At 56.4% G+C, this 25,618-nt stretch carries 31 protein-coding genes and 1 tRNA gene; 21 read left to right on the plus strand and 11 right to left on the minus strand.

Going from position 1 to position 25,618, the window contains the following annotated elements:
- Positions 1 to 4 precede the first annotated feature (4 nt).
- From AC2TDJ_RS04600 to AC2TDJ_RS04625, 6 genes are all read right to left on the minus strand, one after another.
- Positions 5 to 778 (minus strand): ABC transporter ATP-binding protein, encoded by a 774-nt coding sequence (locus AC2TDJ_RS04600; RefSeq protein WP_480839677.1) that lies wholly within the window; start codon positions 776 to 778, stop codon positions 5 to 7.
- Entirely contained in the window at positions 775 to 1,539 is a 765-nt protein-coding gene (locus AC2TDJ_RS04605) for an ABC transporter ATP-binding protein (protein WP_480839679.1), read from the minus strand. Before AC2TDJ_RS04605 ends, AC2TDJ_RS04600 begins: the two co-directional genes overlap by 4 nt.
- Positions 1,536 to 2,633 (minus strand): branched-chain amino acid ABC transporter permease, encoded by a 1,098-nt coding sequence (locus AC2TDJ_RS04610; RefSeq protein ID WP_480839680.1) that lies wholly within the window; start codon positions 2,631 to 2,633, stop codon positions 1,536 to 1,538. Before AC2TDJ_RS04610 ends, AC2TDJ_RS04605 begins: the two co-directional genes overlap by 4 nt.
- 4 nt (positions 2,634 to 2,637) lie before the next feature.
- Complete coding sequence (locus AC2TDJ_RS04615; RefSeq protein ID WP_480839682.1) at positions 2,638 to 3,513, minus strand: branched-chain amino acid ABC transporter permease; 876 nt, start codon at positions 3,511 to 3,513, stop codon at positions 2,638 to 2,640.
- Between the two features lie 75 nt (positions 3,514 to 3,588).
- The gene (locus AC2TDJ_RS04620; protein ID WP_480839684.1) at positions 3,589 to 4,617 is read right to left on the minus strand and encodes an alcohol dehydrogenase catalytic domain-containing protein; all 1,029 of its coding nucleotides are present in this window, start codon (positions 4,615 to 4,617) and stop codon (positions 3,589 to 3,591) included.
- Positions 4,618 to 4,800: 183 nt separating this feature from the next.
- Entirely contained in the window at positions 4,801 to 5,289 is a 489-nt protein-coding gene (locus AC2TDJ_RS04625) for a hypothetical protein (RefSeq protein WP_480839686.1), read from the minus strand.
- 341 nt (positions 5,290 to 5,630) lie between these two features.
- Here AC2TDJ_RS04625 and AC2TDJ_RS04630 point away from each other — a divergent pair, with 341 nt between their 5' ends.
- Genes AC2TDJ_RS04630 through AC2TDJ_RS04650 form a run of 5 tightly spaced genes read left to right on the plus strand, consistent with a single transcriptional unit; the run spans position 5,631 to position 9,219 of the window.
- Positions 5,631 to 6,242 carry a TetR/AcrR family transcriptional regulator gene (locus AC2TDJ_RS04630; protein ID WP_480839688.1) on the plus strand — a complete coding sequence of 204 codons (612 nt, stop codon included), beginning with the start codon at positions 5,631 to 5,633 and terminating at the stop codon, positions 6,240 to 6,242.
- Positions 6,239 to 6,502, plus strand: coding sequence for a hypothetical protein (locus AC2TDJ_RS04635; protein WP_480839690.1), 264 nt, complete (start codon positions 6,239 to 6,241; stop codon positions 6,500 to 6,502). The genes AC2TDJ_RS04630 and AC2TDJ_RS04635 overlap by 4 nt, the downstream gene beginning before the upstream one ends.
- A gap of 11 nt (positions 6,503 to 6,513) precedes the next feature.
- Positions 6,514 to 7,671, plus strand: coding sequence for an aromatic ring-hydroxylating oxygenase subunit alpha (locus tag AC2TDJ_RS04640; RefSeq protein WP_480839692.1), 1,158 nt, complete (start codon positions 6,514 to 6,516; stop codon positions 7,669 to 7,671).
- The gene (locus AC2TDJ_RS04645) at positions 7,668 to 8,153 is read left to right on the plus strand and encodes a hypothetical protein (RefSeq protein ID WP_480839694.1); all 486 of its coding nucleotides are present in this window, start codon (positions 7,668 to 7,670) and stop codon (positions 8,151 to 8,153) included. Before AC2TDJ_RS04640 ends, AC2TDJ_RS04645 begins: the two co-directional genes overlap by 4 nt.
- A 7-nt stretch (positions 8,154 to 8,160) precedes the next feature.
- Positions 8,161 to 9,219 carry a 2Fe-2S iron-sulfur cluster-binding protein gene (locus tag AC2TDJ_RS04650; RefSeq protein WP_480839696.1) on the plus strand — a complete coding sequence of 353 codons (1,059 nt, stop codon included), beginning with the start codon at positions 8,161 to 8,163 and terminating at the stop codon, positions 9,217 to 9,219.
- A gap of 228 nt (positions 9,220 to 9,447) precedes the next feature.
- On the opposite strand, the gene AC2TDJ_RS04655 is transcribed toward AC2TDJ_RS04650, so the two are convergent.
- A tRNA-Ser gene (locus tag AC2TDJ_RS04655) sits at positions 9,448 to 9,537 on the minus strand.
- A gap of 123 nt (positions 9,538 to 9,660) precedes the next feature.
- Here AC2TDJ_RS04655 and AC2TDJ_RS04660 point away from each other — a divergent pair.
- From AC2TDJ_RS04660 to AC2TDJ_RS04700, 9 genes are all read left to right on the plus strand, one after another.
- Positions 9,661 to 10,503, plus strand: a complete 843-nt coding sequence (locus AC2TDJ_RS04660; RefSeq protein WP_480839698.1) for a DUF2059 domain-containing protein — start codon at positions 9,661 to 9,663, stop codon at positions 10,501 to 10,503.
- A complete protein-coding gene (locus AC2TDJ_RS04665; RefSeq protein ID WP_480839700.1) occupies positions 10,503 to 11,312 on the plus strand; it encodes a DUF2059 domain-containing protein in 810 nt (269 codons plus the stop codon). The genes AC2TDJ_RS04660 and AC2TDJ_RS04665 overlap by 1 nt, the downstream gene beginning before the upstream one ends.
- Before the next feature lie 207 nt (positions 11,313 to 11,519).
- Positions 11,520 to 12,140 carry a 50S ribosomal protein L21 gene (locus AC2TDJ_RS04670; protein WP_480839702.1) on the plus strand — a complete coding sequence of 207 codons (621 nt, stop codon included), beginning with the start codon at positions 11,520 to 11,522 and terminating at the stop codon, positions 12,138 to 12,140.
- A gap of 11 nt (positions 12,141 to 12,151) precedes the next feature.
- A complete protein-coding gene (rpmA, locus tag AC2TDJ_RS04675) occupies positions 12,152 to 12,421 on the plus strand; it encodes a 50S ribosomal protein L27 (protein WP_010440093.1) in 270 nt (89 codons plus the stop codon).
- 96 nt (positions 12,422 to 12,517) lie between these two features.
- On the plus strand, positions 12,518 to 12,676 hold the full coding sequence (locus AC2TDJ_RS04680; RefSeq protein ID WP_480839704.1) for a hypothetical protein: 159 nt from the start codon (positions 12,518 to 12,520) through the stop codon (positions 12,674 to 12,676).
- Positions 12,673 to 13,209: a GNAT family N-acetyltransferase gene (locus AC2TDJ_RS04685; protein ID WP_480839706.1), complete on the plus strand. Its 537-nt coding sequence runs from the start codon at positions 12,673 to 12,675 to the stop codon at positions 13,207 to 13,209. Before AC2TDJ_RS04680 ends, AC2TDJ_RS04685 begins: the two co-directional genes overlap by 4 nt.
- 37 nt (positions 13,210 to 13,246) lie before the next feature.
- Positions 13,247 to 14,281 carry a GTPase ObgE gene (gene obgE, locus AC2TDJ_RS04690; RefSeq protein ID WP_480839708.1) on the plus strand — a complete coding sequence of 345 codons (1,035 nt, stop codon included), beginning with the start codon at positions 13,247 to 13,249 and terminating at the stop codon, positions 14,279 to 14,281.
- The gene (gene proB / locus AC2TDJ_RS04695) at positions 14,269 to 15,375 is read left to right on the plus strand and encodes a glutamate 5-kinase (RefSeq protein ID WP_480839710.1); all 1,107 of its coding nucleotides are present in this window, start codon (positions 14,269 to 14,271) and stop codon (positions 15,373 to 15,375) included. Before obgE ends, proB begins: the two co-directional genes overlap by 13 nt.
- 45 nt (positions 15,376 to 15,420) lie before the next feature.
- Positions 15,421 to 16,683: a glutamate-5-semialdehyde dehydrogenase gene (locus tag AC2TDJ_RS04700; RefSeq protein WP_480839712.1), complete on the plus strand. Its 1,263-nt coding sequence runs from the start codon at positions 15,421 to 15,423 to the stop codon at positions 16,681 to 16,683.
- On the opposite strand, the gene AC2TDJ_RS04705 is transcribed toward AC2TDJ_RS04700, so the two are convergent.
- The gene (locus AC2TDJ_RS04705) at positions 16,680 to 17,276 is read right to left on the minus strand and encodes a histidine phosphotransferase family protein (protein ID WP_480839714.1); all 597 of its coding nucleotides are present in this window, start codon (positions 17,274 to 17,276) and stop codon (positions 16,680 to 16,682) included. The two genes, AC2TDJ_RS04700 and AC2TDJ_RS04705, sit on opposite strands and share 4 nt — an antisense overlap.
- A 42-nt stretch (positions 17,277 to 17,318) precedes the next feature.
- Between AC2TDJ_RS04705 and AC2TDJ_RS04710 the strand changes: the two genes are divergently transcribed.
- The 5 genes from AC2TDJ_RS04710 (at position 17,319) to tsf (ending at position 21,115) form a co-directional block, all read left to right on the plus strand.
- On the plus strand, positions 17,319 to 17,501 hold the full coding sequence (locus AC2TDJ_RS04710) for a DUF3553 domain-containing protein (RefSeq protein WP_480839716.1): 183 nt from the start codon (positions 17,319 to 17,321) through the stop codon (positions 17,499 to 17,501).
- Positions 17,502 to 17,607: 106 nt separating this feature from the next.
- Complete coding sequence (gene olsB / locus AC2TDJ_RS04715) at positions 17,608 to 18,363, plus strand: L-ornithine N(alpha)-acyltransferase (RefSeq protein ID WP_480839718.1); 756 nt, start codon at positions 17,608 to 17,610, stop codon at positions 18,361 to 18,363.
- The gene (gene olsA / locus AC2TDJ_RS04720; protein ID WP_480839720.1) at positions 18,350 to 19,204 is read left to right on the plus strand and encodes a lyso-ornithine lipid O-acyltransferase; all 855 of its coding nucleotides are present in this window, start codon (positions 18,350 to 18,352) and stop codon (positions 19,202 to 19,204) included. Before olsB ends, olsA begins: the two co-directional genes overlap by 14 nt.
- Before the next feature lie 166 nt (positions 19,205 to 19,370).
- Positions 19,371 to 20,162 (plus strand): 30S ribosomal protein S2, encoded by a 792-nt coding sequence (rpsB, locus tag AC2TDJ_RS04725; protein WP_480839721.1) that lies wholly within the window; start codon positions 19,371 to 19,373, stop codon positions 20,160 to 20,162.
- Between the two features lie 77 nt (positions 20,163 to 20,239).
- Positions 20,240 to 21,115, plus strand: coding sequence for a translation elongation factor Ts (gene tsf, locus AC2TDJ_RS04730; RefSeq protein WP_480839722.1), 876 nt, complete (start codon positions 20,240 to 20,242; stop codon positions 21,113 to 21,115).
- 374 nt (positions 21,116 to 21,489) lie between these two features.
- Here the strand turns inward: tsf and AC2TDJ_RS04735 are convergent, their stop codons facing one another.
- Positions 21,490 to 22,245, minus strand: a complete 756-nt coding sequence (locus AC2TDJ_RS04735; RefSeq protein WP_480839724.1) for an autoinducer binding domain-containing protein — start codon at positions 22,243 to 22,245, stop codon at positions 21,490 to 21,492.
- Positions 22,242 to 22,691, minus strand: a complete 450-nt coding sequence (aroQ, locus tag AC2TDJ_RS04740; RefSeq protein ID WP_480839725.1) for a type II 3-dehydroquinate dehydratase — start codon at positions 22,689 to 22,691, stop codon at positions 22,242 to 22,244. Before aroQ ends, AC2TDJ_RS04735 begins: the two co-directional genes overlap by 4 nt.
- Positions 22,692 to 23,098: 407 nt before the next feature.
- On the opposite strand from aroQ, the gene AC2TDJ_RS04745 reads away from it, so the two are divergent.
- Both AC2TDJ_RS04745 and AC2TDJ_RS04750 read left to right on the plus strand, forming a co-directional pair.
- Complete coding sequence (locus AC2TDJ_RS04745; RefSeq protein WP_480839727.1) at positions 23,099 to 23,917, plus strand: SDR family NAD(P)-dependent oxidoreductase; 819 nt, start codon at positions 23,099 to 23,101, stop codon at positions 23,915 to 23,917.
- Between the two features lie 42 nt (positions 23,918 to 23,959).
- Positions 23,960 to 24,988 carry a phosphotransferase family protein gene (locus AC2TDJ_RS04750; RefSeq protein WP_480839728.1) on the plus strand — a complete coding sequence of 343 codons (1,029 nt, stop codon included), beginning with the start codon at positions 23,960 to 23,962 and terminating at the stop codon, positions 24,986 to 24,988.
- Here the strand turns inward: AC2TDJ_RS04750 and AC2TDJ_RS04755 are convergent.
- Positions 24,985 to 25,590 (minus strand): DsbA family protein, encoded by a 606-nt coding sequence (locus tag AC2TDJ_RS04755; protein WP_480839730.1) that lies wholly within the window; start codon positions 25,588 to 25,590, stop codon positions 24,985 to 24,987. The genes AC2TDJ_RS04750 and AC2TDJ_RS04755 overlap by 4 nt on opposite strands.
- Positions 25,591 to 25,618: the final 28 nt, after the last annotated feature.

The raw sequence follows: 25,618 nt of genomic DNA on the forward strand, positions 1-25,618 counted from the left end.
GGCGCTACCTCCACGTTTTTTTCCGCTTCCAGCGGCGGTTTTCGCGGCTGCCATCTTCTTGGACGCCAAGGTAGAAGTTCCGGATGTCTTCGGCCTGCATCAACATATCTGCCGCGCCGTTCATCACAATTCGACCAACCTCCATGACATAGCCATGATCGGCAAGTTCCAGCGCTGCATTGGCGTTTTGTTCGACAAGCATCATGGTCATGTTCTGCTCGGCATTCAGCCGCTTCAGGATGCCGAAAATCTCCTGCACCAGCAACGGCGACAAGCCCAGCGAGGGCTCATCCAATAACATGACTTTCGGGCTGGCCATCAGACCGCGCCCGATTGCAAGCATCTGCTGCTGCCCGCCGGACAGGGTTCCGGCCTCCTGATTGCGGCTCTCTTTCAGAGCGGGAAAGTACGTGAAGACCAGATCGCGGTCCCGTTTCACCTGCGCCCTATCGGTCAAAGTATATGCCCCGAGGCTGAGGTTTTCGTCCACTGTCAACAGGGGAAAGACCTCGCGGCCTTCGGGAACATGTACGATACCGTCGCGCACGATCTTGTGAGGCTCGGCCCCCTGAATGTCACGCCCTTCGAACATGATTGTTCCTTTTTCCGGGTCCATCACGCCGGATATCGTTTTCATCAGCGTTGTCTTACCCGCCCCGTTTCCGCCAAGGATCGAAACGATCTGACCCTGATGCACATCCAATGACACGCCGCGGATCGCCATTATCGGGCCGTAGAAGCTTTCGATATTTCGGATTTTCAGGATGGGGTCGGTCATGACGCTTTCCCCAGATAGGCCTCGATCACAGCGGGGTGCGACTGGACTTCGGCCGGGGTTCCAAGCGCCAGCATCGCCCCGTCCGCCATGGCCAGAACCCGGTCGGAAACGGCTGAGACCAGACCCATGTCGTGTTCGACCATCAGAACCGTGGTTCCGATCTGCCGCCGGATATCATCAATCCACCAGCGCAGATCTGTGGTTTCCTCTACGGAAAGGCCTGAGGCCGGCTCATCCAGCAGCAACAGTTTGGGCTCGGTCGCCAGCGCGCGCGCCACTTCAACCACTTTGCGCACGCCATAGGGCAGGCCCGAGATCATTTTGTCGCGAAACGCCTGCAGGTCGAGAAAGTCTATGATCTCCTCTACTTTTTCGCGGTTCTCAAGCTCCTGCCGGCGTGCGGAGCGAGTAAACAGAATGTCTGAGAACAGGTTGGTTTTCCGATGCCGGTGACGCCCGACCAGCAGATTTTGCAGCACGGTGGCGTGTTCGAACAGTTCGATATTCTGAAATGTCCGGGCCACGCCGAAAGCCGCGACGCCCGAGGGTTTGACCCGCAGCAGATCGTGATCGTCGAATGTGATCGAACCCGCGTCAGGGTCGTAGAACCGTGAGATCAGATTGAATACGGTCGATTTGCCTGCACCATTGGGGCCGACGATGGCAAAGACTTCACCCGGTTCGACGGCAAAGGACAGATCGTTCACCGCAGTCAGGCCACCGAATTTCAGAGTGACGTTTTTGAATTCCAGCAGGCTCATCTCAGCCGCTCCGTCCTGAGGTAGCTCTTTTGCCGTTTGAACATGTCTTTGCGGTAGAACGGGAACAGCTCGAACCACGTGCGGATTTTCAGCCAGCGGCCATAAATGCCCATGGGTTCGAACAGGATAAAGGCAATCAGTATCATGCCAAATATGCCGAATTCCAATCCTGGTATGGCGACGGTGTTACCTCCGAATATGGCGCCGATATATTCCTTTGCGATCGAAAGAAACTGCGGCAGGAACCCGATCACAACGGCGCCCAAAAAGGCGCCGTGGATCGATCCCAATCCCCCGATAACGATCATCATCAGCAATTGAATTGAGATCAGAACGCTGAAGGTTTCGTTGTTGAAAGCCCCTGCATAAAGGCCCATCAAGGCTCCGGCCCAGCCGGTTACGGCACAGGACAATGCAAATGAGATTGCTTTTGTCCGGGCGAGATCAACCCCCATGGCCTGCGCCGAAACCTCGGAATCGCGAATTGCAATAAAGCTGCGACCCAAGGGGGTTCTGAGAAGATTGACATAGCCCAACGTCACCAGAACGGTGACGCTTAGAACCAGCCAGAAAAACTGATCAGGCGTGGCCCAGCGATCGACCAGTACGCCAAAAATCTCGACGCCACCCAAATACTTACCGGCGACTCCTCCGGTAATCGGTTCGGCCAGTACGATGATGTCGTCCATCAATATCGATAGTGCCAGCGTAAAAATGGCGAGGTATATTCCGTGCAGGCGCAAAGCGGGAATCGCAACTGTGACGCCAGCGAGTCCAGTCAAAACTCCGGCAACCGGGAAGGCGACCAGAAACGGGACACCGGACTCGATCAGGACCACGTTGGCGTAACACCCAAAGGCGAGAAAAGCTGCGTGGCCCAGGCTGGCCTGACCGGTGTGCCCGGTCAGGATCATCAGGCCCAATCCAGCGATGGCCCAGATCAGGACGTTGGTCAGTTCTCCCAGATAGAATTCGTCCAGCCACCACGGGGCTGCTGTGACGACGGCCAGCAGGATCAGATAGAGGATTAGTTGATACCGATCTTTCCAGGGGCGAATATCCTGCATGTAGTCGGTTTTGAAAACGATCCGCATGCGCCTAGACCTTTTTGATCCGAACCTGACTGAACAGCCCGTGCGGGCGAAATATCAGAACGGCAAGCAGCAATGCATAGGGGGCAATCTGGCTGTAGCCGGCAGCGATATAGCGGCTCGCGAACGGTTCGATCACACCGACGATCAGGCCGCCGGCCAGGGCGCCGGGCAGGCTGCCGAATCCGCCGATAACCGCTGCGGCAAAGGCCTTGATGCCCAGCAGTCCCGTTGTGGGATCTACCGAGCCCTTGGCGGCAAACAGAATTCCGGCAATCCCCGCGACAACACCTGCAAGGGCCCAGATAAAGCCCTGAACCTGTTTGACCGGAATGCCCATGTAATAGGCGGCCAGTTGGTTCTGCGACGCGCCCTGCATGGCCAGCCCCACCTTCGTCCTGCTGAAAAACAGGTACAAAACCCACGTCAAAACCACTGTAACGACAATGACGGCGACGTCCTCAAGCCCCAGCACCAGCCCTCCGAACCGAACGTCTTTCCCTGCCAGAGGGTTCTGCAGGGTTTGCGGCTCATGCCCCCAGATCAAACCAGCCACAAACCGGATGACAAACCCCAGAGCGATCGTCAGAATGACCACTGCGGTTTGGCTTTCACCAAACAGGCGGCGAATGATCAGACGGTCGACCAGGTAGCCGAGCGCGCCCATGATCCCCAGGGAAATCGGTAAGGCCAACCAAAAGGGCAGGCCCATATACTCGGTGTTTGTCAGGCCGATGGTGACAAAGGCCCCAAGCATCATGAAATCGCCCTGCGCGAAGTTCACCGCCTCGGTCGCCTTGTAAATCAGCACAAAGCCGAGCGCGATCAGGCCATAGACGCATCCGTTGGCCAGACCGCTGATCAGCAGCTGCGCGTTATCCAAACTCTCCCTCCCTGTGCCGGTATGTCCGGCGTCGTTGGTGCCCCGGTCTCCTCTGATTGCCGGGGCGTGAATCTACTATGGCGTGATAATCACCTTTCCGTCACTCTTTTTCAGCGCGTTCGCGAGATTTGGCACAACGTCCCGCAGGGAAAGCCGCTCTGATACATCGGTTTTCCAGCGCCCATCGGCAAAGCGGGCCTGCACTTCGGTCACTACCCGCATCTGATCCGCGGGCGGCGTAGACATCATCCATTTCGTCAGCCAGAAGCCTTCAATCCGCTTGTCCATGAAAATCAGCTGCCCCATCTGTGTCAGACGCGGCAGTTCGGCGCTCAGCTTGCCATAGCAAATCCACCTCGCACCGTTTGGCATGGCGCAGAACACTTGTTCCGAAATCTGATCGGCGACAGCATCAAGAAAAACACGTGGTTCCAGGCCGGCCGAAACATCCGCAAATTGCTGAACAGCATCAGCCTGCGTCGTATCGAGAACTACGGCGGCGCCAATGTCCATCAGAGCGTCGACAGCCTCGGCCCGACGTACCAACGCGATCGGTTTCAGCCCCAAATCGCGACCCAGACTGCACATCAGTTTGCCCAATTGACTGGTTGCAGCCGAAACGACAAAAGCGTCCCCGTCGCCACCGGCGATATCAATCATCGCCATCGCGGTCAGAGGGTTGACGATCTGCGCTGCTCCGTCATCATCCGAAATGTCAGGGCGCAGTGGGATACACATCTGGGCCTGCGTGACGACAAATTCTGCCCAGGCCCCCGAACCAGCCGCCACGAAGGCAACGCGCTGGCCCTGCAAAGCCTCTGCACCCTTGCCGGTTGTGACCACGTCTCCGCACCCCTCGAATCCGGCCGGAGCGCCTTTGATCCGGGGCTGACCATATTCGCCTTTGATGAAATGGATGTCCGAAGGATTCACGGATGCCGCGCGCAGCCGGATCAGGACCTGCCCGGGCCCCGGAGTAGGTAAGGGCAATTCGGCCGTTTCCAACCAATCCTTGGCGTCATCAATGGTCGGTCCAGTTGCCGCACCTGAGTACCCATCGTGTTTCTGAATGACGGCAAACATGGACGAGGGCAGGTCGGGCATTTGTTTTTCCTTTGTGGATCGGTTGTTCAAGCCCACCGGTCCCGCAAGTATCGATGAAAGGACAGTGGGCGGCGAACTGAAACGTGGACTAAAGGCGAGCCAACCAAATGGTTCGGTCAGCGTCAATCGCCTGCCGCCGTGACCTGACGGAACAGGCCGACCAAAAGGGTCGGCCCGCTTTTATTACTGCTGCGTCAACAGGGTGCGCAGTTTCTGGATTTCTGAAGCGATGGTCTCGGGCGAGGCTTTTATCGTGTCTAGGATCGCGATGGCCTGCGTTTTTACTTCCTGCGTCAGCGCGCTGTCCCGAACCGATGCGACCATAGCGTCATAGTCGAACTGCTGGGCCGTCAATTTGCCTTCCTGCAGCCAGGAGTTGAACAATTCCTGCCCCTGAGCGGTCAGTGCGGCAACCTGCTCTCCGGCCTCGGCCGCAGCATCGTTGGCCTGATCGGTCAGCGAAGACGCGGCTTCGGCGGCCTGTTCCGTAACTGTATTTGCAGCGTCACTTGCCGCCTCCTGCACCGCTGACGCGGCCTCGCCAACCGCATCCGACGCATCCTCGGCTGCGGATTGTAGCTGTTCGGCTGGCGTGGGTTCGGGTTGTGTCATGTAGTAATATGCACCGGCGCCAATGGCGGCGATGACAATGATAAGCAATAAACGGGACATAGGTATCTCCTTTGAAAGATCTTCCGCCCAGATGGGTAAAAACTACCTGATTGCAAAGGGGAAAACCGGAGCAATCTTTGCAGAATCCAGGTTTGAGCCACTGCGTGCTGATCCGGCTGATTCATTCAGGCAGATTCACGCCGCCCACATCTTTTCCGCTTGTCATCTGCGTGGATCGATGCGGAAGCGAGGCCATAACTTGGGTGGCTTTTGTATGAACCCGCGGCGGTTTGTCGATAAGCCTTGCTGTCAACGGCGAAGAAACGATGAGGTTTCTTAGATGGGATCAGGAAATTAATTGGCAGTGTTGACAATTAACCCGGAATGGTTATTTGTCATTGATGACAATATTCGAGACAACCATGCCGCGACCCAGCCTCAAAGACCAACGGACAAAGGAAATTCTGGACGCATATCTGACCTGCGTCGCCCAGTTCGGCCTTGAAGGAGCAACGCAGGAGCGCATCGCCGCCGAAGCCGGTGTGAAACGTCCGCTTCTCCGCCACTACCTTGGCAACAAAGACGAAATGATCCAGGCCCTGACCAACCTCGTCGTTGAGGAATTTGCGGCCGCGACTGACGCCATGGAGGCAGCCTTTCAACAGGTCTCTCTCGCAAATGAGCTGGTCGAGTTGCTGTTTGACAAGAACTCCGGATCCGACCCGAGGCTGATGCTTGCATGGCAGGCATTGACGACTTCGGTGGGAGATCACCCGGCCATGCGTTCTGCCCTTTTGGGGAGCCTGGAACGTTTTCTGGACATGATCGAGATCACGTTGCAACGGGTTTCACCGGATGCCGATCAAGCGCTTGTGCGCGCCGTTACGCAGGGCATTGCCGCTTCGTACATCAATCTCGACGCTTTGACGCCGCTAGCTCCGCCCTGCGCCTGGCGAGAAGAGGTGAAACAGGCAGCTTTGATCCTTGCAGAAAGCCTAGAGGCCACGAAATGACCACTCCGCGAATTCTCAACTACGTTGCTTTTCCGATCCTACTGGTTGCGGCTCTGCTGGGCCTTTATTGGGTTTGGGGTTTGCTGTTTCTTTGGTGGGTGGTTCCGTCACTTATGGCTGGCCAAACCCTGTTGGTCTTCGAAGTCAACAGGGATGAAGACCCCATCCTGTTTTGGGCCGTCGTCATCCTTTGGGCATTGATCGGAGTATTGATGATCGTCGCTTCAATCCTTCCGCAATATGCCCCCTTGCTTGTCTGAGGACCTGTTTCATGAAAACCATATACCACCTGCTTCCAGCCGAGGCCTATACCTCGCAAGCCTGGTTCGATCGCGAACAGCTTTTGATTTTTTCACGCTCATGGCGCTATGCGGGACTGACCGAGGACGTGTCCGAACCAGGTAGCTATATCTCGGTGCAGGCGGGTTTGAACAACATTTTCATCGTCAAGGGCCGTGACCATCGCCTGCGCGCATTCCACAACATTTGCCGCCATCGCGGCACGCAGTTGATCCGTGCCGTCGGCAAAGCTCAAAAAGCGCTGACATGTCCCTATCATGACTGGACCTACGATCTGGAAGGCAACCTTATTTCGGTGCCAGATGAAACCCGTGAATATCCAAACGGAATTGATAAGTCCTGCCTTGGCCTGAAACCGGCGGCCGTGGATGTCTGGCGCGGCATGCTGTTTGTGCACCCTGATCCGAATGCGCCGACGCTTGCCGAATGGTTCGGGGATGTCGATCCGCTGCTGGGACCCCATAAACCCGAGGAACTGGTGGAATTCCCGGATGCGCGCAAGAGCTATGAAATCAAGGCCAACTGGAAGATCGTGGTTGAGAATTACATCGACGTCTATCACCTGAGCCATCTGCACTCCAACACACTGCACATGTATGACCACGCCAAGGCTGAATATGGCTGGAAGGGACCTCATTACCACTTTTGGGAGCCACCTTCGCCGGAATACGCCAAAGATCTGGAAAGGAACCTGCCCACCCCGCGCGTCATCCCCGAACCGCATTTCGGCACGTGGGTACCCATGCTGTTTCCCGGTATCGGGCTTGGCGCAAGCGAAGACAGTTGGAACATCTTCATTGTCACACCGCTTGGGCCGGACCTGACTCGTGTCGAGAATCGAACCAAACTTGCGAATGCTTCGGACTGGGAATTCACCAAACAAGGCTGGAGCAGCTCGCAATTCTGGAAGGGCTTCGGGGGTCCAAAATACGACGAACATGACGCCACTGGTGAAGACGACCCGATGGCATCCGGCGATTTTACCACCGAGGATATCTATGCCTGTGAACAGCAACAAAAATCCCTGACCAGCCCGTATCTGGAGATCGGGCCTGCCGCGACCGGTGAAAGCCCGATCACTGGCCATCAGAGGGCCATACTCGATTTCATGAAGGCGCAGGAAACGTGAATCGTATTTCCGCGACGGCATTGGGCGCAACTCTTGCCGCAGGGTTGTCTTACGCCGCTCCAGCGGACTTGCCCGAAGATTTGGTTGAACGTTACTTTTTGACCATCAAGATGACCGGGAGCATGGTCAATTTGGTCGACTGGCATCCCGGTGCGCGTCATACCATCACAATCAAATATGGCCGGGGGCAAGCGGATGATGCTTTCGGTTACGCTATTTCCGATTGGAAAAGCTTGCCGATTTGGAGCCAGGAACCATCGCTTGAAGAGGCGACGGAGGGGTATGTCGAAACGGCACGAAACGGGCCGGTAATCTCGTCAGAAACAGTCGACAACGGCACCTTGGTCACGGCTGTTTCCCGGATCGACTATGATTGGCAGGGGGTTTCCGGCCAAGCCAGCCAGATGGACCAGTTCCTCGTCGTGACCTGGCTCGGCACTCCCAAAATCAAATCACTGGAAACAACCATAGATTATCGCTGAGGCTCTGATGACACGAAACTTTCATACTCTGGCCGTGTCCGAGATCACCCCCGAAATCAGCGGTGCGGCGACCAGCGTAGCTTTCGACATCCCATCTGACCTGCGCGATGTATTCACATGGAAGGCAGGTCAGCATGTGACAGTACGATTTACACTTCAGGGCAATGAAGAACGTCGCAGCTATACCATATCCAATCCACCCGGCGCTGCCTTGCGGATCACGGTGAAACGAATAAAGGGTGGCAAGGTGTCCAACTATATTGGCGACAGCCTTCGCGTTGGCGACCTTATCGATGTCATGCCACCGTTCGGGAATTTCGCCCTGACACCCGGAGCCACCAAGCGCCGAACGCACTATTTCTTTGCTGCTGGCAGCGGGATCACTCCGCATTTTGCAATGATTAAGGCGGTGTTAAGCGACGAACCTCACTCCGTGGCTCATTTGGTCTACGGAAACGCGGGGGCAAAGAGCATACTGTTTTCTGAAGACTTCGAAACATTGGTCTCATCCCATCCCGAACGTCTCACGGTGCGCCACGTACTGTCAGCACCTTCGATTTGGAGCTGGTTTACCCCGTGGAAGTCAGGCCGCATCGACGCATCCGCCATACAGGAAGCAATTGGTGAAACCCCACCCGTCGCGCAGGATGCGCACTATTGGATCTGCGGCCCCGGTACAATGAACAGTGACGTGAAAGCGGCGCTCATGTCGCTGGACGTACCGGCCAACCGCATTCACATGGAAAGCTTCGGTGGCACTGTTATCAATGAATCACAGCCCTATGGTGTCGCCGCCACCGCACGGGTGTCGCTGGATGGCGCCACCCATAGCGTGCCCGTCAACGCCGGAGAGACACTGCTAGCCGCGTCCCTGAAAGCCGGTCTGCGACCGCCATATAGCTGCCAGTCCGGGGTTTGCGGAGCCTGCAAAGCGAGCCTGACAAAAGGCAAAGTACACATGGCTGCCCGTATGGCGCTGGAAGACAAAGACATCGCGAACGACGAAATACTGACGTGCCAGAGTTTCCCTCTGAACAGCGAAGTAGCTTTTGCCGTCAAACGTTAGTGGAAAGCCTGGCATCCTGTTGCCGACCCAGCACCTGTGAACACCAACACTCTGATGGTGGCACAGTCTTGGCTCGAAGGGCAGTTTTCAATACCTAAGCGCAAGCCGCTGTTTTTTACCTTTGCTTTCGGCGAATGGACCAACTCCCTCGACTTGCGTGCTGGCAGTCAAGCTGAGCGTCAGGGTTATGGGCGTGGCTTAATGAAACTTTGCTTGAAGCAAGTTAAGTGGCGGAGAGACAGGGATTCGAACCCTGGGTGGGCTTGCACCCACAACGGTTTTCGAGACCGCCCCGTTCGACCACTCCGGCACCTCTCCGCGGGGGTCTGTGAGGGGGGGATTTAGTGAGGAACGTGCAGGGGTGCAAGCAGAAAATTCCTCAATTCACCGACACCGGCATTTTCCATTGCCAGCGGGCGTAAAACCCCTAGGCTTTGTTTCATGACCTATCATCTGCGCCAACTTGTTTTCCCGCTTCTGTTCGCAACGTTTGTCATGTGCATTGCAGCGGCTCCGTCTATGGCTGCCAATCGAGACCGGATCGAAGCCTTTTTGACCACCACCGGATTTGATGTCGCGCTGGAAAGCATTGCGTTTGCGTCCGCCTCGGCCCCTCAGATGCTGGGGATAGATCCGGATGGATTCGGGTCGGACTGGGCGAGGCTGACAGAAGAAGTTTTCGATACGGAACAAATGCACGAAACCGCCGTATCGATTCTGGAACAGACGCTGAGCGATGAAGCGCTCAATCACGCGGTCGACTTTTATGCGTCGGATCTGGGGCAACGGCTGGTCGTGGCCGAGAATGCAGCGCACATGGATGAGGATGACGATGCCAAGCAAGCTGAAGGCCAGAAAATAGTCTCCAGCCTGATCAAGGAAGGCTCTTCGCGGGTTGAAAGCCTGAAGCGGATGAATCGCGCGGTTGACGCCAGTGGCACATCGCTGCGGGCACTGCAGGAAATTCAAGTGCGCTTTCTGCTGGCAGCCAGTGCTTCGGGCGTCATCGAACTGCAGCTAAACGGCGACGAGCTGCGCGAGATGTTGCGCGCGAATGAGGGTGACATGCGCCGGTCCTTGCAATTGTCCGCGCTTGCAGGGGCGGCTTATACCTATCAGGACTTTTCTGACGACGATGTGGATGCGTATGTCGAGGCTCTGGAACAACCCCTTATGCAAGAGGTCTATGAACTGCTGAACGCCATTCAGTACGAGATCATGGCAATGCGGTTCGAAGTTCTCGCGTCACGCATGGCCGAGCTGAGGCCGGCTCAGGACATCTGATGCGGCAGTTGATCGCTTTCACCATTGCTTTGACGGTTTGGGTGGGCCCGCTGCAAGCCAACGAGTATGTTGGCCGTCTGACGCGCGCGTTGCATATGGATGATGTCGTGGGAATTCTCAGCCAGGAAGGGATGGTTCAGGGGCGTGAACTGGATGAGGCTCTGCTGGACGGGCAGGGTGGGGCTTTCTTCCTTTCGCAGGTTGAGGATCTGTATGATCCCAAGTGGATGAAGGAAAAGATTGAGCATGCTTTTGCCGCATCCATGACAGACACTCAGATGGAACAGGCTGCCATCTTCTTTGAAAGTGACCTTGGGCAAACGATCGTCTCATTGGAAAACTCGGCGCGCCGTGCATTTGCGGACGAGGCAGTCGAAGAAGTTGCGCGCACTGCCTATCGGAAGGTCGACAGGGACTCTGTGAATTATCGGCTGGTCGACGAGTATATTCAGGTCAACGACCTGATCGAACAGAATGTTCAGAATTCGCTCAGCTCCGACTATAATTTCTATCGTGGAGTTTCGGCTGGCCAAGGTAGCCCAGCGGACGAAAGCACCCTGTTAGCCGAGTTGTTGGCACAACAAGACGACACCAAGGCGGAGACAGAAAAGTGGGTGTATTCCTTTTTGCTATTGGCCTATCAACCACTGACCTCAGCACAGATGCGAGAGAATATCGCCTTCTCACGAACCGAGGCGGGCAAGGCTTTGAACCTCGCCATTTTTGAAGGTTTTGACGACATGTACGATACGATCTCGTTCGAACTCGGAAAGGCCGTGGCGCAGGCGCTGAATGCATCCGACCTTTAACCCGGGTTTTGGGTTGACTTTTACAAGCAAACTCAGGATAAGCGCGCATCCCGGCCGGAATCTCCGCGCCGGGTCTCGTTATTATTTGACCTGAGGGGTTCGCTCCGGGGTCGTCACACAGCCCGAAAAGGGCGCGCTGTTCGAGGTGGCCTAGGCCAAAACACCCAAACGGGGACCACAGAACGCGGTTAGACAAAGGAAAGACGCATGTTTGCGGTCCTCAAGACTGGCGGCAAGCAGTACAAGGTTCAGGCGGGCGATATGCTCCGTGTTGAAAAACTGGCTGCCGACGCAGGTGAAAAAGTTCAATTCAACGATGTTCTGATGCTGGGCGGCGATGCTCCGGTTGTTGGTGCACCTTTCGTTGAAGGCGCGGGCGTACAGGCCGAAGTGATCGAACAGATCAAAGGTGACAAGGTCATCAAGTTCGTCAAGCGCCGTCGTAAGCACAGCTCGAAGCGTACCGTTGGCCACCGTCAGAAACTGACACTGGTCAAGATCACCGACATCCTGTCCTCGGGCGCTGATAAGTCGGGCATCAAAGCTGCAACCGGTTCGGCTCCGGCTGGCGAAGCTGTTCCGGCGGCGAAAAAGCCTGCTGCGAAAAAAGCTGAAGCCAAAGCAGAGGCAACTGCCGCTGTTGCTGCCGCTGACGATCTGACCAAGCTGAATGGTGTCGGCCCCGCCGCCGCCAAAAAGCTGGCAGAAGCCGGTATCGAGAGCTTTGCCGCTCTGGCTGCCTTGTCGGACGAGCAGATTGCTGCTATCGAAACGGTCAAAGTGAAACCCGAATGGGTTGAGCAGGCCAAAGAGCTGGCCAAAGGCTAAGGAGAGAGAGAATGGCACATAAGAAAGCTGGCGGTTCCTCCCGTAACGGTCGCGACTCAGCGGGTCGTCGCCTTGGCGTGAAACTCTATGGTGGTCAAGCGGCCATCGCAGGCAACATCATCGTACGTCAGCGCGGCACCAAGTTCTGGCCGGGCGAAGGCGTCGGCATGGGCAAGGATCACACCATCTTTGCAACTGTTGATGGCGCCGTGAAGTTCCACAAGGGACTCAAAAACCGCACCTTTATTTCGGTCCTGCCAGTGGCGGAGGCCGCAGAGTAAGCCGAAACCCAGAAGGTTTAAGAAAAATTCATGGGGGACCGGCAGAAAATGCCGGTCCCCTTTCTCGTTTTAACGCAGTTTTGATCGAAAGCTCCGATGACTGACGCAGCAAGCAGTATTCCGACCTTTACGCAAGGCAGGGTTGAGCACGCGGTTGAAGATCGCCTGGGGCGAAAATATCTGATGTGGGCGTTAATTGGTTTTGTTTTTGTATCCGCATTTTTTGAGTTGTTCGGAGGAGGACCGCACTCATGAAACTTGAGACGATAATAAACCAGCCGGTGATTGAAACCGAGCGGTTCGATCTGCGCCCGTTGCGCCGGTCGGATATGGGTCTCATTGAACACTATGCAGGCGACGAGCGCGTGGCGCGCATGACAACAAGTATTGCCCATCCGCTGCCGCCCGGATCTGTTGAAGCTTTTGTTACGCGTTCGATGGCCGAAGATCGGGACGAAGATGTCTGGGTCATGGATGCCACCAAGGACAGCGGACCGGAGCTGATAGGAGTGATCTCGCTGAAGCGATTGGATCGCAACCAGTCCGAGGTCGGTTACTGGGTTGCTCCGGTTTATTGGAATACGGGTGTTGCGTCATTGGCCGTCGAGGCGCTGGTGAACGCCAACCCGCTGGAAAACGCCACGATGTTCGCCAGCGTGTTTCAGGACAACCCGGCCTCGGCCCGGGTGCTGACCCATTGCGGGTTCCAGTATCTGGGTGATGCAGAAAGCTATTCCGTGGCGCGCGATGCGAATGTGCCCACCTGGACTTACAGTAAAAAACTCTGACTTGTGGCCGATGGGGCCTTTGCAGTAGGGGACACACATGAAATTTCTCGATCTTGCAAAGGTCTACATCCGGTCCGGGGCCGGAGGTGGCGGCTGCGTCAGCTTCCGACGCGAAAAATACATCGAATACGGCGGTCCCGATGGCGGGGACGGTGGTAAGGGCGGTTCGGTCTGGGCCGAAGTGGTCGACGGGCTGAACACTCTGATCGACTTCCGCTATCAACAGCACTTCTTTGCCAAGAACGGCCAGCCTGGTCGCGGTCAGCAACGCACCGGCAAGGATGGCGACGACATCATTCTGCGCGTCCCTGTCGGCACCGAGATTCTCGATGAGGACGAAGAGACCGTCATTTGCGATCTGACGCAGGTGGGTGAGCGGTTCTTGCTGGCCAAGGGCGGCAATGGCGGCTTTGGCAACCTGCATTTCAAATCCGCCACCAACCAGGCGCCGCGCCGCGCCAATCCGGGGCAGGCCGGGATTGACCGCACCATCTGGCTGCGGCTGAAGCTGATTGCGGATGTCGGCCTGCTGGGCATGCCAAACGCCGGGAAGTCGACCTTTCTGGCGGCAACTTCGAACGCACGACCAAAGATTGCTGATTATCCGTTTACGACCCTGCATCCTAATCTGGGCGTTGTCGGTGTTGATAACGTCGAATTTGTGGTGGCTGACATTCCCGGTCTGATCGAAGGCGCGCACGAGGGCCGTGGTATCGGAGACCGCTTTCTGGGCCATGTAGAGCGTTGCGCGGTTCTGCTGCATCTGGTCGACGGGACATCACAGACGGTCGCCGAAGACTATCGGACGATCATACATGAGCTTGAAGCCTATGGTGGTGAACTGGCCGAAAAGCCCCGGATCACGGTCCTGAACAAGTCTGACGCTTTGGATGAAGAAGAACTGCAACTTGCCAGTTCCGAGCTTGAAGACGCCGTTGGCGGCCCGGTCATGACCATGTCCGGTGTCGCACATCAGGGCGTAACCGAGGTTCTTCGTGCGCTGCGTACCCAAATTGATGAAAACCGCCTGCGGCAAAAACCCACTGAGGAGGCCCAGCCTTGGCAACCCTGACTTCCGCCAAACGCCTGGTTGTCAAAATCGGGTCTGCGTTGCTGGTGGACCGCGAAACGGGTTTGTTGCGTTCTGAGTGGTTGCACTCTCTGGCCCAAGACGTTGCCTGGCTCAAAGGGGAGGGCGCAGATGTCATTCTGGTATCTTCGGGGTCCATTGCATTGGGGCGTGGTGTCCTTGGCCTGACTGGGACAAGTTTGCCACTTGAACAATCTCAAGCCGCTGCCGCAGTCGGTCAGATTAAACTTGCACGGGCCTACGAAGAGGCTTTGGCGCCGCACGACATCAAGACAGCGCAGGTTCTCGTAACGCTAGAAGACAGTGCGGACCGCCGCCGTTATCTGAACTCACGCGCCACGCTGGAAACGCTGTTGGGTATGGGTGTTGTTCCGATTGTTAATGAAAACGATACAGTTGCCACGGATGAGATCCGATATGGAGACAATGATCGTCTGGCGGCACAGATCGCGGTGACGGTTGGGGCCGATCAGTTGATCCTGTTGTCCGATGTGGATGGTTTTTATTCCGGCAATCCCAGCGAGGACCCCTCCGCTACGCGCTATGACGTGATCGAACACATCACGCCCGAGATCGAAGCGATGGCAGGTGATGCCGGGTCGGGGCTGTCAAAAGGTGGGATGAAGACCAAATTGCTGGCTGGCAAGATGGCAGTCGCTGCGGGTTGCGACATGGCGATTACTGAAGGTTCACCGTTGAACCCGCTGAAAACGCTGGAAGACGGTGCCAATTGCACCTGGTTCACCGCAACGCTCGACCCACATGCTGCCCGCAAGCGTTGGATTTCCGCAATGAAACCGCGCGGAGAGATCACGGTGGATGAGGGCGCCGCGCGCGCGCTTGCAAACGGCAAGAGCCTGCTGCCCGCCGGTGTCGTCGCCGTAAGTGGTGATTTCGGGCGCGGTGATCCGGTTGCGGTTCAAGACCCAAGCGCGCGGCGTCTGGCGCAAGGCCTCAGCCGCTATACAGCGCAAGAGGCTGACGCCATCAAAGGGCGCAAATCCTCGGAAATCGAGGCGACGCTGGGTTATCCTGGCAGGGCCGCTTTGATCCATCGCGACGATCTGGCTGTGTAAACACGCAAGCCGAAATACAAATTGCCGACCAGAAAGGCACAAGACATGAAGGATTTCGATAACATCCCCGCCCTGATGGCCGACCTTGGAAAACGCGCCAAAGCCGCGTCGAAGGAACTGGCATTTGCCAATGCCGAGCGCAAACACGCCGCTCTGATAGCGGCAGCGGACGCCGTTTGGAAGAACCGCGCCCAGATCATCGAGGCCAATCAGAAGGATCTTGAATTTGGCCGCGACAAGGGTTTGAGCCCGGCGATGATGGATCGTTTGATGCTGGACGACGCTCGCATTCAAGGCATGGTCGATGGCTTGCGTACAGTAGCCGACCAAGCGGATCCTGTTGGCGAAGTGCTGGCCGAATGGGACATGCCGTCGGGGCTGAACATTCAGCGCGTCCGCACGCCTCTGGGTGTAATCGGAGTCATCTATGAGAGCCGACCCAATGTTACGGCTGATGCGGGCGCGCTCTGTTTGAAGTCGGGCAACGCGGTCATCCTGCGCGGCGGGTCCGAGAGTTTTCATTCATCGACCGCCATTCACGCTTGTCTCGTCGAAGGATTGAAGGCTGCAAACCTTCCGGAAGATGCAATTCAATTGGTGCCGACACGCGACCGGGCAGCGGTTCAGGAATTGTTGACGATGACAGATTACGTGGACGTCATTGTTCCGCGCGGCGGTAAAGGTCTTGTCGGCCTTGTCCAGCGTGAGGCACGAGTGCCGGTTTTTGCGCATCTCGAAGGTATCGTGCACATCTACGTCGACAAATCCGCCGACCCTCAGAAAACGCTGGATGTGGTTCTGAACGCCAAAACCCGCCGGACCGGAATATGTGGCGCGGCCGAATGCCTGCTGATTCACAGAGACATCGCAGACAGTTTGGGGCGTGACCTGATTGCGGCGCTACTGGCTGCCGGGGTTGAGGTTCACGCTGAGGGACCGCTGGCGGGTGACGGAACCATTGCGGCAACCGATGCGGATTGGGGCAAGGAGTTTCTAGACAGCATCATCGCGGCGAAACCGGTCGCGGACGTTGATGAAGCGATTGACCACATCCGGCGGTATGGCTCGAACCATACCGACTGTATCATGGCAGAAGACGGGCAGGCCGCAGCCCGGTTCTTTGAGCGGCTGGACAGCGCGATCCTGATGCACAATGCGTCCACGCAATTCGCGGATGGTGGTGAGTTTGGAATGGGTGCCGAAATTGGAATTGCCACCGGCAAGATGCACGCGCGGGGACCGGTTGGCGCGGCTCAGTTAACCAGCTTCAAATATCTGGTGCGCGGGAACGGGACCACGCGCAGCTAAAACCGAATGGCGACTCGCGTTGTGGCGGTCTCAACCGCAACGCGCCGCCCCATTGCGGTCGCAGTTTCTGGCAACAGGGCGAACTGCACTTGCGCGGGCGTCACCTTGACCGGGTGGTGTTTGCCGGTCAGACCTTTCCACAACCCTGCGTCAACCTTCATGGTGTCCGCCGAGCCGCTGACGAGCCAGGTGTCTCCGGTAACGGTAATCTCGACCTCCCCGCCCATTGGCATGGCGCTTTCACAGCACAGTAAAGCAAGGAATGCCAGTTTGACCTGATTACGCGGCATCGGCTCGGTCACGTGCCAACGCACGCGGACCCGGCTGGCCTGTTCGATGTCTTTCAGCAGGTTGTTCACCTCGGCACGTCCCAGCGGTTGATCACTGGCGGCACCGAAGGCCACGCGGAAGAACCTGATCTTGGCGCCCGCGCTGCCGACACTGCCCGAGATCAGCTCCATCTCGGGGCCTTGTGACGCGCCAACCATCTCCAACAGCTCCAACCCGTTGGTAATTGCCCCGATCGGGCTGATCAGATCATGGCAGATCCGGGAACCGATCAACTCGGCCAGGTTGACGTTCGTGTCGCCCATGCGTACCTCCTGCTGCATCTGCCGCCGGACCGGAGCCACGACATGACAGACCTAAATGCCATTCTTGCACCGGGCATGTATGTCCGCCACCCGGATTTCCCCGAATGGGGTATCGGACAGGTGCAGTCCAACATAGGCGGCAAGATCACCGTGAACTTTCGCGAGCAGGGGAAAGTGGTAATCGATGGGACACGCATAGCCCTGATGCCTGTCTTTGATCCGTGAAACTGGTTTAGAAAAGGTTAACAACCTTGACCAGAGTGCACTTGTTGCCTTGCCCCCGACATCTGCGGTATCAGCGCGAAGATTGAACAACGGATAGACCCCTTTGATGCCGGATACTGGCCCTTCTTTTACAGTCAAACTGGCCGAGACCCAGGCCGAGTTGCGCGCTGCACAACGGCTGCGATACGACGTCTTCGTTCGAGAGCTCGGCGGCGGCGGAGAAATGGTTGACCATGATGCCGGGTTGGAACAGGACCGGTTCGATCCATATTTCGATCATATGCTGGCAATTGACGATGCAACTGGCGAAGTTGTGGGCGTTTACAGGCTGTTACCGGGTGAACGTGCAGTAGAACTGGGGCAATTTTATTCCGAGGATGAATATGACCTGACCGTTCTAAAACAGAGCGGACGCAAACTGCTTGAACTCGGCCGCTCTTGTTTGCATCCCGACTATCGAGGCGGCACAGCGATGTACCACCTCTGGAACGGCCTGGCTCGGTACGTCACAGAACGAGGGATAGAGGTGCTGTTTGGCGTTGCCAGCTTTCATGGAACAGACGTGCAGGAACTGGCGCAACCTTTGTCGATGCTGCACCACAACCATCTGGCACCGCCTGACCTTCGGGTAAAGGCGCAACCTGACGTGTTCCAATCGATGAACCTTGTGGCTGCAGATGCGCTGGATCGACGCGCCGCAATGGTTCAAGTGCCCTCTCTGATCAAGGCATATCTGCGGCTGGGCGGGTTTGTGGGCGAGGGGGCTTTTATCGACCACGTTTTTAACACAACCGATGTGTGTCTGATCCTGGATACGACCCGGATGAACGAGCGGCAGCGTCGCATCTATGGCGGAGCTTGAGACGGTGAGCGAGACTTCTTGGCAAAGCGAGGACGCACCAGAACCGGTAGAGCTGGGTGTTTTCGGTTGGGTTTTGGCGGTTCTGCGCGGGCTGCCGCTGGCTGTGCTGGTCTTCGGCGGGTTGTTCGTCCTGCTGGCCATCCGTCTGATCGAGCAACCGTTCTTTGGAATGCGCCGTCCCGTCTCGTCTTTCATCCCGCAATTCGTCTGTCGCAACGCGTTCCGAATCCTCGGCATCGGGTTCCGGACGTCAGGAGAATTGATGCGCGAACGCGGAGCGGTGGTTGCCAACCACACGTCCTGGCTGGATATCTTTGCGCTGAATGCCCGCAAAAGAGTTTACTTCGTTTCCAAGGCCGAGGTTGCGAAATGGCCAGGGATCGGCTGGCTGGCCCGCGCAACGGGCACCGTGTTCATCGAGCGTGACCGCAAAAAAGCGCGTGAGCAGACGCAGATTTTTGAGAACCGTCTGAAAGCGGGACACAAGCTGTTGTTCTTTCCCGAAGGAACTTCGACAGATGGATTGCGGGTTTTGCCCTTCAAAACAACACTTTTCGCGGCGTTCTTCGCAGATGAGCTGCAAGAATTCATGTACGTGCAGCCGGTTTCGGTCATTTTCCATGCCCCCAAGGGGCAACCCGAAAGGTTCTATGGCTGGTGGGGCGATATGGACTTCGGGCCCCATCTGCTCAAGACATTGGGGGCACGCAAGCAGGGTTCGGTCGAGTTGATTTACCACTCTCCGGCTCGGGTCAGCGATTTTCCAGATCGCAAGGCACTCGCTGCGCATTGCGAAGAGGCGGTCCGGCACGCCCACGCGTTGGCTCGCCTCGAAAAATAAGGGCGATTGGCACTTGCGCTGCGTTCAATCCTGCCTTATACGCGCGCCATTCAAACCCGCAGGCGGGGTTTGGGCTTTTTGAGGGAGACATCCTCATCAAGACCGCCGGTTGGAGCATCCGCTTCTTTCACCCCCGCCGAGGCGCAAACCGGAAAAGGAAAACAGCATGGCTCTTCCCGAGTTCACCATGCGTCAGCTGCTGGAAGCTGGCGTTCACTTTGGTCACCAGACACAGCGTTGGAATCCCCGCATGGGCCCGTTCATCTACGGCTCGCGCAATGGCATCCACATCATGGACCTGACCCAGACCGTTCCGATGCTGGATCAGGCGCTGCAGGCCGTTCGTGACACCGTTGCAAAAGGTGGCCGCGTTCTGTTCGTTGGTACCAAGCGTCAGGCCGCTGGCCCGATCGCGGAAGCGGCTGAAAAATCGGCTCAGTACTACATGAACCACCGCTGGCTGGGCGGCACGCTGACCAACTGGAAAACCGTTTCCCAGTCGATCAACCGTCTGAACCAAATCGACGAAGCGATGGAATCGGGTGCTGAAGGCCTGACCAAGAAAGAGCGTCTGGGCATGGAGCGTGACCAGGGCAAACTGCAGGCGTCGCTGGGCGGTATCCGCGAAATGGGCGGCGTTCCGGACCTGCTGTTCGTCATCGACGTCAAGAAAGAAGCACTGGCCATCGCCGAAGCCAACAAGCTGGGTATCCCGGTTGTGGCTGTTGTCGACACCAACTGCTCGCCCGATGGTGTTGACTACATCATCCCCGGCAACGACGACGCAGCCCGCGCGATCTCGCTATACTGCGACCTGGCCGCACGTGCCGCTCTGGACGGTATGACCGCTCAGCTGGGTGCTGCAGGTGTTGACCTGGGTGAATTCGAAGAAGCTCCGGTTGAAGAAGCCGTTGCGGAAGAAGCGCCCGCAGAAGCAGAAACACCTGCCGAAGCGTAAGCTGCCCGTCACGTAAATGACATATGGGGCAGGGTATGACCTGCCCCAATTCCGTTTGAATTGAGGAGAGCCAAAAGATGGCAATCACAGCAGCAATGGTTAAAGAACTGCGCGACCAGACCGGCGCAGGCATGATGGACGCGAAAAAAGCGCTGACCGAAACCGAAGGCAACATGGACGAAGCCGTTGATTGGCTGCGCACCAAAGGTCTGGCCAAAGCGGCCAAGAAATCGGGCCGTACCGCAGCAGAAGGTCTGGTAGCAGTCCACGTCGATGGCGGCAACGGCGTTGCTGTTGAAGTGAACTCGGAAACCGACTTCGTTGCGAAAAACGCCGAGTTCCAGGAAATGGTTGGCAAGATCGCATATGCGGCCGAAGGCGTTGACAATGTCGAGGCTCTGCTGGCTGCTGATCTGGGTGGCAAGTCCGTTGCTGACACCCTGACCGACAAGATCGCCACTATCGGCGAGAACATGTCGGTGCGCCGTATGGCCAAACTGTCGGGCGACACAGTTGTGTCCTACGTCCACAATGCGGCAACCAATGGCATGGGTAAAATCGGTGTTCTGGTTGCTCTGTCCGGTGGCGATGAAGCCATCGGCAAGCAGATTGCGATGCACATTGCCGCTGTGAACCCGGCTGCTCTGTCCGAAGCGGACATGGATCCGGCAGTTGTCGAGAAGGAAAAGCAGGTTCAAATGGACATCGCCCGCGAATCCGGCAAGCCGGAGCAGGTGATCGAAAAGATGATCGAAGGCCGCATGAAGAAATTCGTCGCCGAATCGACTCTGCTGAACCAGCAATTCGTTGTGAACCCCGATCTGACCGTAGAAGCGGCGGCCAAGGAAGCCGGCGCAACCATCACCGGCTTCATCCGTCTGGAAGTTGGCGAAGGCATCGTGGTCGAGAAAGAAGACTTCGCTGCCGAAGTTGCCAAAGCCGCTCAGGGCTAAGGCATGTCGCGGCCCGTTCGCCGGGCCGCACATTTCGAACCAAAGCAACCGGTTACGCAATGCGTAGCCGGTTTTTTTACGACAAAACGGCGATCGAAAACTGGACGAGCTGTGTGGAGATAGATTGAGGGGCCCCGCATGATGGGGATGGTCGAGGCCCCCCAAAATTTCCGACCCAGGTACGTGGACGAATAGACGCCCCTGAGACAGAGCGACCGGAGAGCTCTGATATAGCAAAGATCCGATCAAATGTTCCCTGGCTAAAGCCACCACTCACGGAACAGTATCACTCTGCAATTTTAAGCGCGGATAAGGAAGTAATGTTTTCCTTACCTAAGGTAAGCTGACGCATTTTTGCGTCAGTTTTGTGGTCATTACACTTCCATGACAAACATCTGGTTTTGCAGTGACGCCTTGAGAACGGCCTGCGCGGTCGTTTCAACACACAGTGCCTCGCGCGCCAGGCGCAGATGCTTTTCAACTGTGGCTGATGTCAGCCCCATCAGCAGTGCGATGTCCTGTGTCGTCTTGCCATCGCCAACCCATTGCAACGCTTCACGCTGGCGCTTGGTCAACGCCCGGTTCGGCGCGTTATAGGGCAGGGTGAGGATCTTGAGATGCGCCATGTTGTTCATCAGCAGGATGTCATCGCCATGCTCATCCCAGACAGCATCTATTTCGTCCTGTGACATGTCCCCGTAATGCGCCATCGAAATCGCGCCCTTCGACCTTAGCGAGACCGAAGTGAAGCTGACCGTGAAGCCGACAGTTGCGCCCTTGGACTTGTTGAACTCGTAGACCTGCCGCTCCTCTGGGGTCATGGTGCCGCTGGACATTGCTTCCTGAATCATGCGCCAACTGGCAGCACCTTCGTTGGCCAACGCCCATTTGAGCATGGGTGCGTGGAAATACAGACCTGACCGCAGGAACCCGTCCAGATACTCTTTGCAGTGGTTGGTCAAAATCACGAAATCTTCGGGATCGCCCAAGGACGTCTCGGTTCTGTACTGCGTGTAGCCGTACAGCAGCCGATCAAATCCGTACTTTGCCATTTGACGGCAATGCGCATCCCAAAGCTCTTCCAGCGTCTTGGCGTAGCTTAGAAAGTTGAGATACTCGTTCAGGTTCATTCCGAGCTCTCCTGTCCGAGATGCGCGGCCAGCGCATCCAATGCCAGAACATAACTTTTGGCGCCAAATCCACAGATTTGTCCGATGGCAACCGGCGCGACAAAGGACTTGTGGCGGAACTCTTCGCGCGCGTGGATATTGGAAAGGTGCACTTCGACCACTGGAACTTGCGTCGAGGAAATCGCGTCCATCATTGCAACCGACGTGTGTGTGAAAGCACCGGCATTCAGTACGATCCCATCCTGCTTTCCGCGCGCTTCATGGATTGCGTCGATCAGCGCCCCTTCATGGTTGGATTGGAGATGTGTGATGTGCTGTCCCAACGTGTCACCGTGAGATCTGCACAGGTCTTCTATCATTTCGAGGGTCGTATGGCCGTATACTTCTGGTTGTCGAGTCCCCAGAAGGTTCAGATTCGGGCCATTCAGAACCAGGATGTTTTTCATTTCTTACTGTCCCCATGTCCTATTTTCATAAACCCGATTTCAAGGAGCGTCCAGCCACCTCTGCCCTCATGAGGCGAACCGTGATTCTTTATGCTGGCGTGATATGAATGGTAAGGATGTAAATTTGGTCACATATCGGTTCCCGGCGAAACAACTTTTCCGTGAACAGATCGACGATTCCGCTTGAAGGTTACCAATTCGAAACACTGAACTTGCCCGCAAACCGACCCGGAACTCCAGGTAAAACATTTCTCGGCTGACGTGCAGTAAATTGGTATTTGCGCTTCTTTCTCTTGCTTAGATAGATCTGATTGCGTTGGATTAGTGTCAAATGCCACCGACGTGGCGGAACATCCTTGCATTTTCAGGCCGCGGCAGGTGGCCGCCAGCCAAATTAGGGAATTCACATGACCCCGGAAGTTTTGTTTTCGCTTCAAGGAAAAACCGCGCTGGTGACAGGAGGGGCGACAGGAATTGGCCGAATGGCGGCCGAGGCCTTCGTGCGTTCCGGGGCCAGAGTTCTGATAGCCTCGCGCAAGGGAGACGCCTGCCAATCTGTAGCGGCCGAGTTGAACGCACTAGACGCGCCCGGTTCGGCCGAAGGCTTTGCGGGCGATATCGGAAGCGAGGCCGGAATTGATGCCCTTGTGGCCGAAGTGAATACTCGCGCACAAAGCCTTGATATTCTTATGAACAATGCTGGTGTTTCCTGGGGCGCGCCCATGGGACAGTTTCCCTACCATGCATGGGAAAAGGTGATGTCGGTAAACGTGGCGGGCATCTTTGATTTGACCCAGAAACTATTACCGCTGTTGATGAAGGCGGCATCGGATGAAGATCCGGCGCGGGTGGTAAATGTGGCCTCGGTCATGGGCGAGGCCCCCATGGGAGACGGCGCTTACAGCTACTCTGCCTCGAAAGCGGCTGTGATACATCTGACGAAAATCATGGCCAAGGAGTTTGCACCATACCGACTGACGGTTAACGCCATCGCACCGGGACCGTTTGTCTCGCGAATGACTGCATTCGCGACCGAAGATTTGGACAAGAGGGAAAAGGTTGGCAAGGCCGTCCCGCTCGGTCGCGTCGGGCGAGAGGATGACATTGGCGGGTGCATGCTGTTCCTGTGCGGGCGCGGCGGCAGCTATGTTACCGGTGCTGTCATCCCGGTATCCGGCGGGATCAATGTCCAAAGCGGTGGCAATATTTTCGCCGACGCCCTTTGAATTGGCCGTTGAATTTAGACGGATCCAAACCCGAGATAGCTCATGCCGACGTCTGAAAATACGCTAGATCTGAACGCAATAGACACCTACTTTAAAGCGCACCTGGTGAATTACGAAGGCCCGGTTACAGCCACCAAGTTCGCCGTCGGGCAATCCAACCCGACCTATCTGCTGCAGACGCCAACCAAAAACTATGTCCTGCGCCGCAAACCTCCGGGTGTTTTGCTGAAGTCCGCGCACGCTGTCGATCGTGAATACCGGGTGCAAAGCGCGCTGGCTGGCAGCAAGGTCCCGGTGCCGGCCATGTATCTTCTTTGCGAGGACGAAAGCGTTATTGGAACGATGTTTTACGTGATGCAACATCTGCCGGGACGCAGCTTTCAGGACCCTACGATGCAAGGCGAAGATAACGAAACGCGGGCAGGGGTCCTGGATGAGATGAACCGAGTTCTGGCCGAGTTGCACCAGGTCGATATCGACAACGTCGGCTTGTCCGACTATGGGCCGCCGGGGAATTACTTCGAACGCCAGATTGCGCGATGGACGAAGCAATACCGCGCTTCGGAAACAGCTGTGATCGCCGAAATGGACGCGTTGATCGCAGCGCTGGAATCGTCAATACCGGCAGATGACGGCCAAAGAACACTGGTGCATGGTGATTTCCGTATCGACAACCTGATGTTCGAACAGAATGGAACACACTGTATCGGCGTTCTGGATTGGGAATTGTCCACAATCGGCCACCCTTACGCTGATCTGGCGGCTGTTATCATGCAGTGGCAAATGCCCCCCGGATCAGAAGGCCGCGGTTTGGCTGGGGTTGATCGCGGCAGTCTGGGGTTGCCTTCAGATCAACGCTTTGTCGCGGATTACTGTGCGCGAAGGGGGCTCGACGGGATCGACAATTTTGGGTTCTATCTGGCCTTCAACTTTTTTCGAATGGCCGGAATATTGCAAGGGGTCTACAAGCGCGCACTCGACGGCAACGCGTCAGACCCTGAACGAGCCCGCGCTTTTGGCGCCTACGTTCCGCAGTTTGCAAAACACGGGCTTGCCGCACTGGACGGCTAACTCGAATGTGAGAGTTCCAATTCAAGATTCCCAAGGCTGTTTTTCCCAAAAAACATCTCGGGACCGGCGAACATCGTGGGCACGCCAAAAACGCCATTTCTAACTGCCGTTTTTGTCTGATCTTTCAGTTGTTGCTTGATGTGTGCATCACCCAGTGCATCGCGAATTTTGCGAGTGGGCAAATCGCTTTCCAGAACGACATCCATCAAGACATTCAGGTCGTCGACCTTTTGGCCGTGAACCCAGATTGCGTCAAATACAGCGTCAATGTATCTGCGTTCCCACGGTTTTCCATGGGCATAGACAGCACCTCGCATGGCAAACTTGGTGTTCAGTGGAAAATGTGGGCTCATGTGGAAACTGATGCCGCGACGCCGGGCAAAGCGGTGGAGGTCATGCGTCAGATAGGCAGATTTCTGGCGAATATCGGAAAAGGCTTGAAATGGGCTTTGATTGTTCGTGGCCTTGAAAACGGTACTGAGCAGAACCGGTTGGAAGTCCAGCGATACATTCAGGGTTTTCGCCAGATCAGGCAAAACTTTATAGGCCAGATACGCATTGGGACTGCAGAAGTCATACATAAATACAATGTTTTGCGCCATGTTTCTTCCCCGGTCAGTAAATGCAGAG

Source organism: Ruegeria sp. HKCCD6647-2, from assembly GCF_057221075.1.

Coding starts and splice junctions, on each gene's coding strand:
- AC2TDJ_RS04660 (WP_480839698.1), top strand. CDS start 9,661: ATGACCTATCATCTGCGCCAACTTGTTTTCCCGCTTCTGTTCGCAACG.
- AC2TDJ_RS04685 (WP_480839706.1), top strand. CDS start 12,673: ATGAAACTTGAGACGATAATAAACCAGCCGGTGATTGAAACCGAGCGG.
- olsB (WP_480839718.1), top strand. CDS start 17,608: ATGCCGGATACTGGCCCTTCTTTTACAGTCAAACTGGCCGAGACCCAG.
- AC2TDJ_RS04605 (WP_480839679.1), bottom strand. CDS start 1,539: ATGAGCCTGCTGGAATTCAAAAACGTCACTCTGAAATTCGGTGGCCTG.
- AC2TDJ_RS04755 (WP_480839730.1), bottom strand. CDS start 25,590: ATGGCGCAAAACATTGTATTTATGTATGACTTCTGCAGTCCCAATGCG.
- tsf (WP_480839722.1), top strand. CDS start 20,240: ATGGCAATCACAGCAGCAATGGTTAAAGAACTGCGCGACCAGACCGGC.
- olsA (WP_480839720.1), top strand. CDS start 18,350: ATGGCGGAGCTTGAGACGGTGAGCGAGACTTCTTGGCAAAGCGAGGAC.
- AC2TDJ_RS04650 (WP_480839696.1), top strand. CDS start 8,161: ATGACACGAAACTTTCATACTCTGGCCGTGTCCGAGATCACCCCCGAA.
- AC2TDJ_RS04665 (WP_480839700.1), top strand. CDS start 10,503: ATGCGGCAGTTGATCGCTTTCACCATTGCTTTGACGGTTTGGGTGGGC.
- AC2TDJ_RS04610 (WP_480839680.1), bottom strand. CDS start 2,633: ATGCGGATCGTTTTCAAAACCGACTACATGCAGGATATTCGCCCCTGG.
- rpmA (WP_010440093.1), top strand. CDS start 12,152: ATGGCACATAAGAAAGCTGGCGGTTCCTCCCGTAACGGTCGCGACTCA.
- AC2TDJ_RS04735 (WP_480839724.1), bottom strand. CDS start 22,245: ATGAACCTGAACGAGTATCTCAACTTTCTAAGCTACGCCAAGACGCTG.
- rpsB (WP_480839721.1), top strand. CDS start 19,371: ATGGCTCTTCCCGAGTTCACCATGCGTCAGCTGCTGGAAGCTGGCGTT.
- AC2TDJ_RS04670 (WP_480839702.1), top strand. CDS start 11,520: ATGTTTGCGGTCCTCAAGACTGGCGGCAAGCAGTACAAGGTTCAGGCG.
- AC2TDJ_RS04630 (WP_480839688.1), top strand. CDS start 5,631: ATGACAATATTCGAGACAACCATGCCGCGACCCAGCCTCAAAGACCAA.
- AC2TDJ_RS04640 (WP_480839692.1), top strand. CDS start 6,514: ATGAAAACCATATACCACCTGCTTCCAGCCGAGGCCTATACCTCGCAA.
- aroQ (WP_480839725.1), bottom strand. CDS start 22,691: ATGAAAAACATCCTGGTTCTGAATGGCCCGAATCTGAACCTTCTGGGG.
- AC2TDJ_RS04625 (WP_480839686.1), bottom strand. CDS start 5,289: ATGTCCCGTTTATTGCTTATCATTGTCATCGCCGCCATTGGCGCCGGT.
- AC2TDJ_RS04700 (WP_480839712.1), top strand. CDS start 15,421: ATGAAGGATTTCGATAACATCCCCGCCCTGATGGCCGACCTTGGAAAA.
- obgE (WP_480839708.1), top strand. CDS start 13,247: ATGAAATTTCTCGATCTTGCAAAGGTCTACATCCGGTCCGGGGCCGGA.
- AC2TDJ_RS04635 (WP_480839690.1), top strand. CDS start 6,239: ATGACCACTCCGCGAATTCTCAACTACGTTGCTTTTCCGATCCTACTG.
- AC2TDJ_RS04745 (WP_480839727.1), top strand. CDS start 23,099: ATGACCCCGGAAGTTTTGTTTTCGCTTCAAGGAAAAACCGCGCTGGTG.
- AC2TDJ_RS04620 (WP_480839684.1), bottom strand. CDS start 4,617: ATGCCCGACCTGCCCTCGTCCATGTTTGCCGTCATTCAGAAACACGAT.
- AC2TDJ_RS04710 (WP_480839716.1), top strand. CDS start 17,319: ATGACAGACCTAAATGCCATTCTTGCACCGGGCATGTATGTCCGCCAC.
- AC2TDJ_RS04750 (WP_480839728.1), top strand. CDS start 23,960: ATGCCGACGTCTGAAAATACGCTAGATCTGAACGCAATAGACACCTAC.
- AC2TDJ_RS04705 (WP_480839714.1), bottom strand. CDS start 17,276: ATGGGCGACACGAACGTCAACCTGGCCGAGTTGATCGGTTCCCGGATC.
- AC2TDJ_RS04600 (WP_480839677.1), bottom strand. CDS start 778: ATGACCGACCCCATCCTGAAAATCCGAAATATCGAAAGCTTCTACGGC.
- AC2TDJ_RS04680 (WP_480839704.1), top strand. CDS start 12,518: ATGACTGACGCAGCAAGCAGTATTCCGACCTTTACGCAAGGCAGGGTT.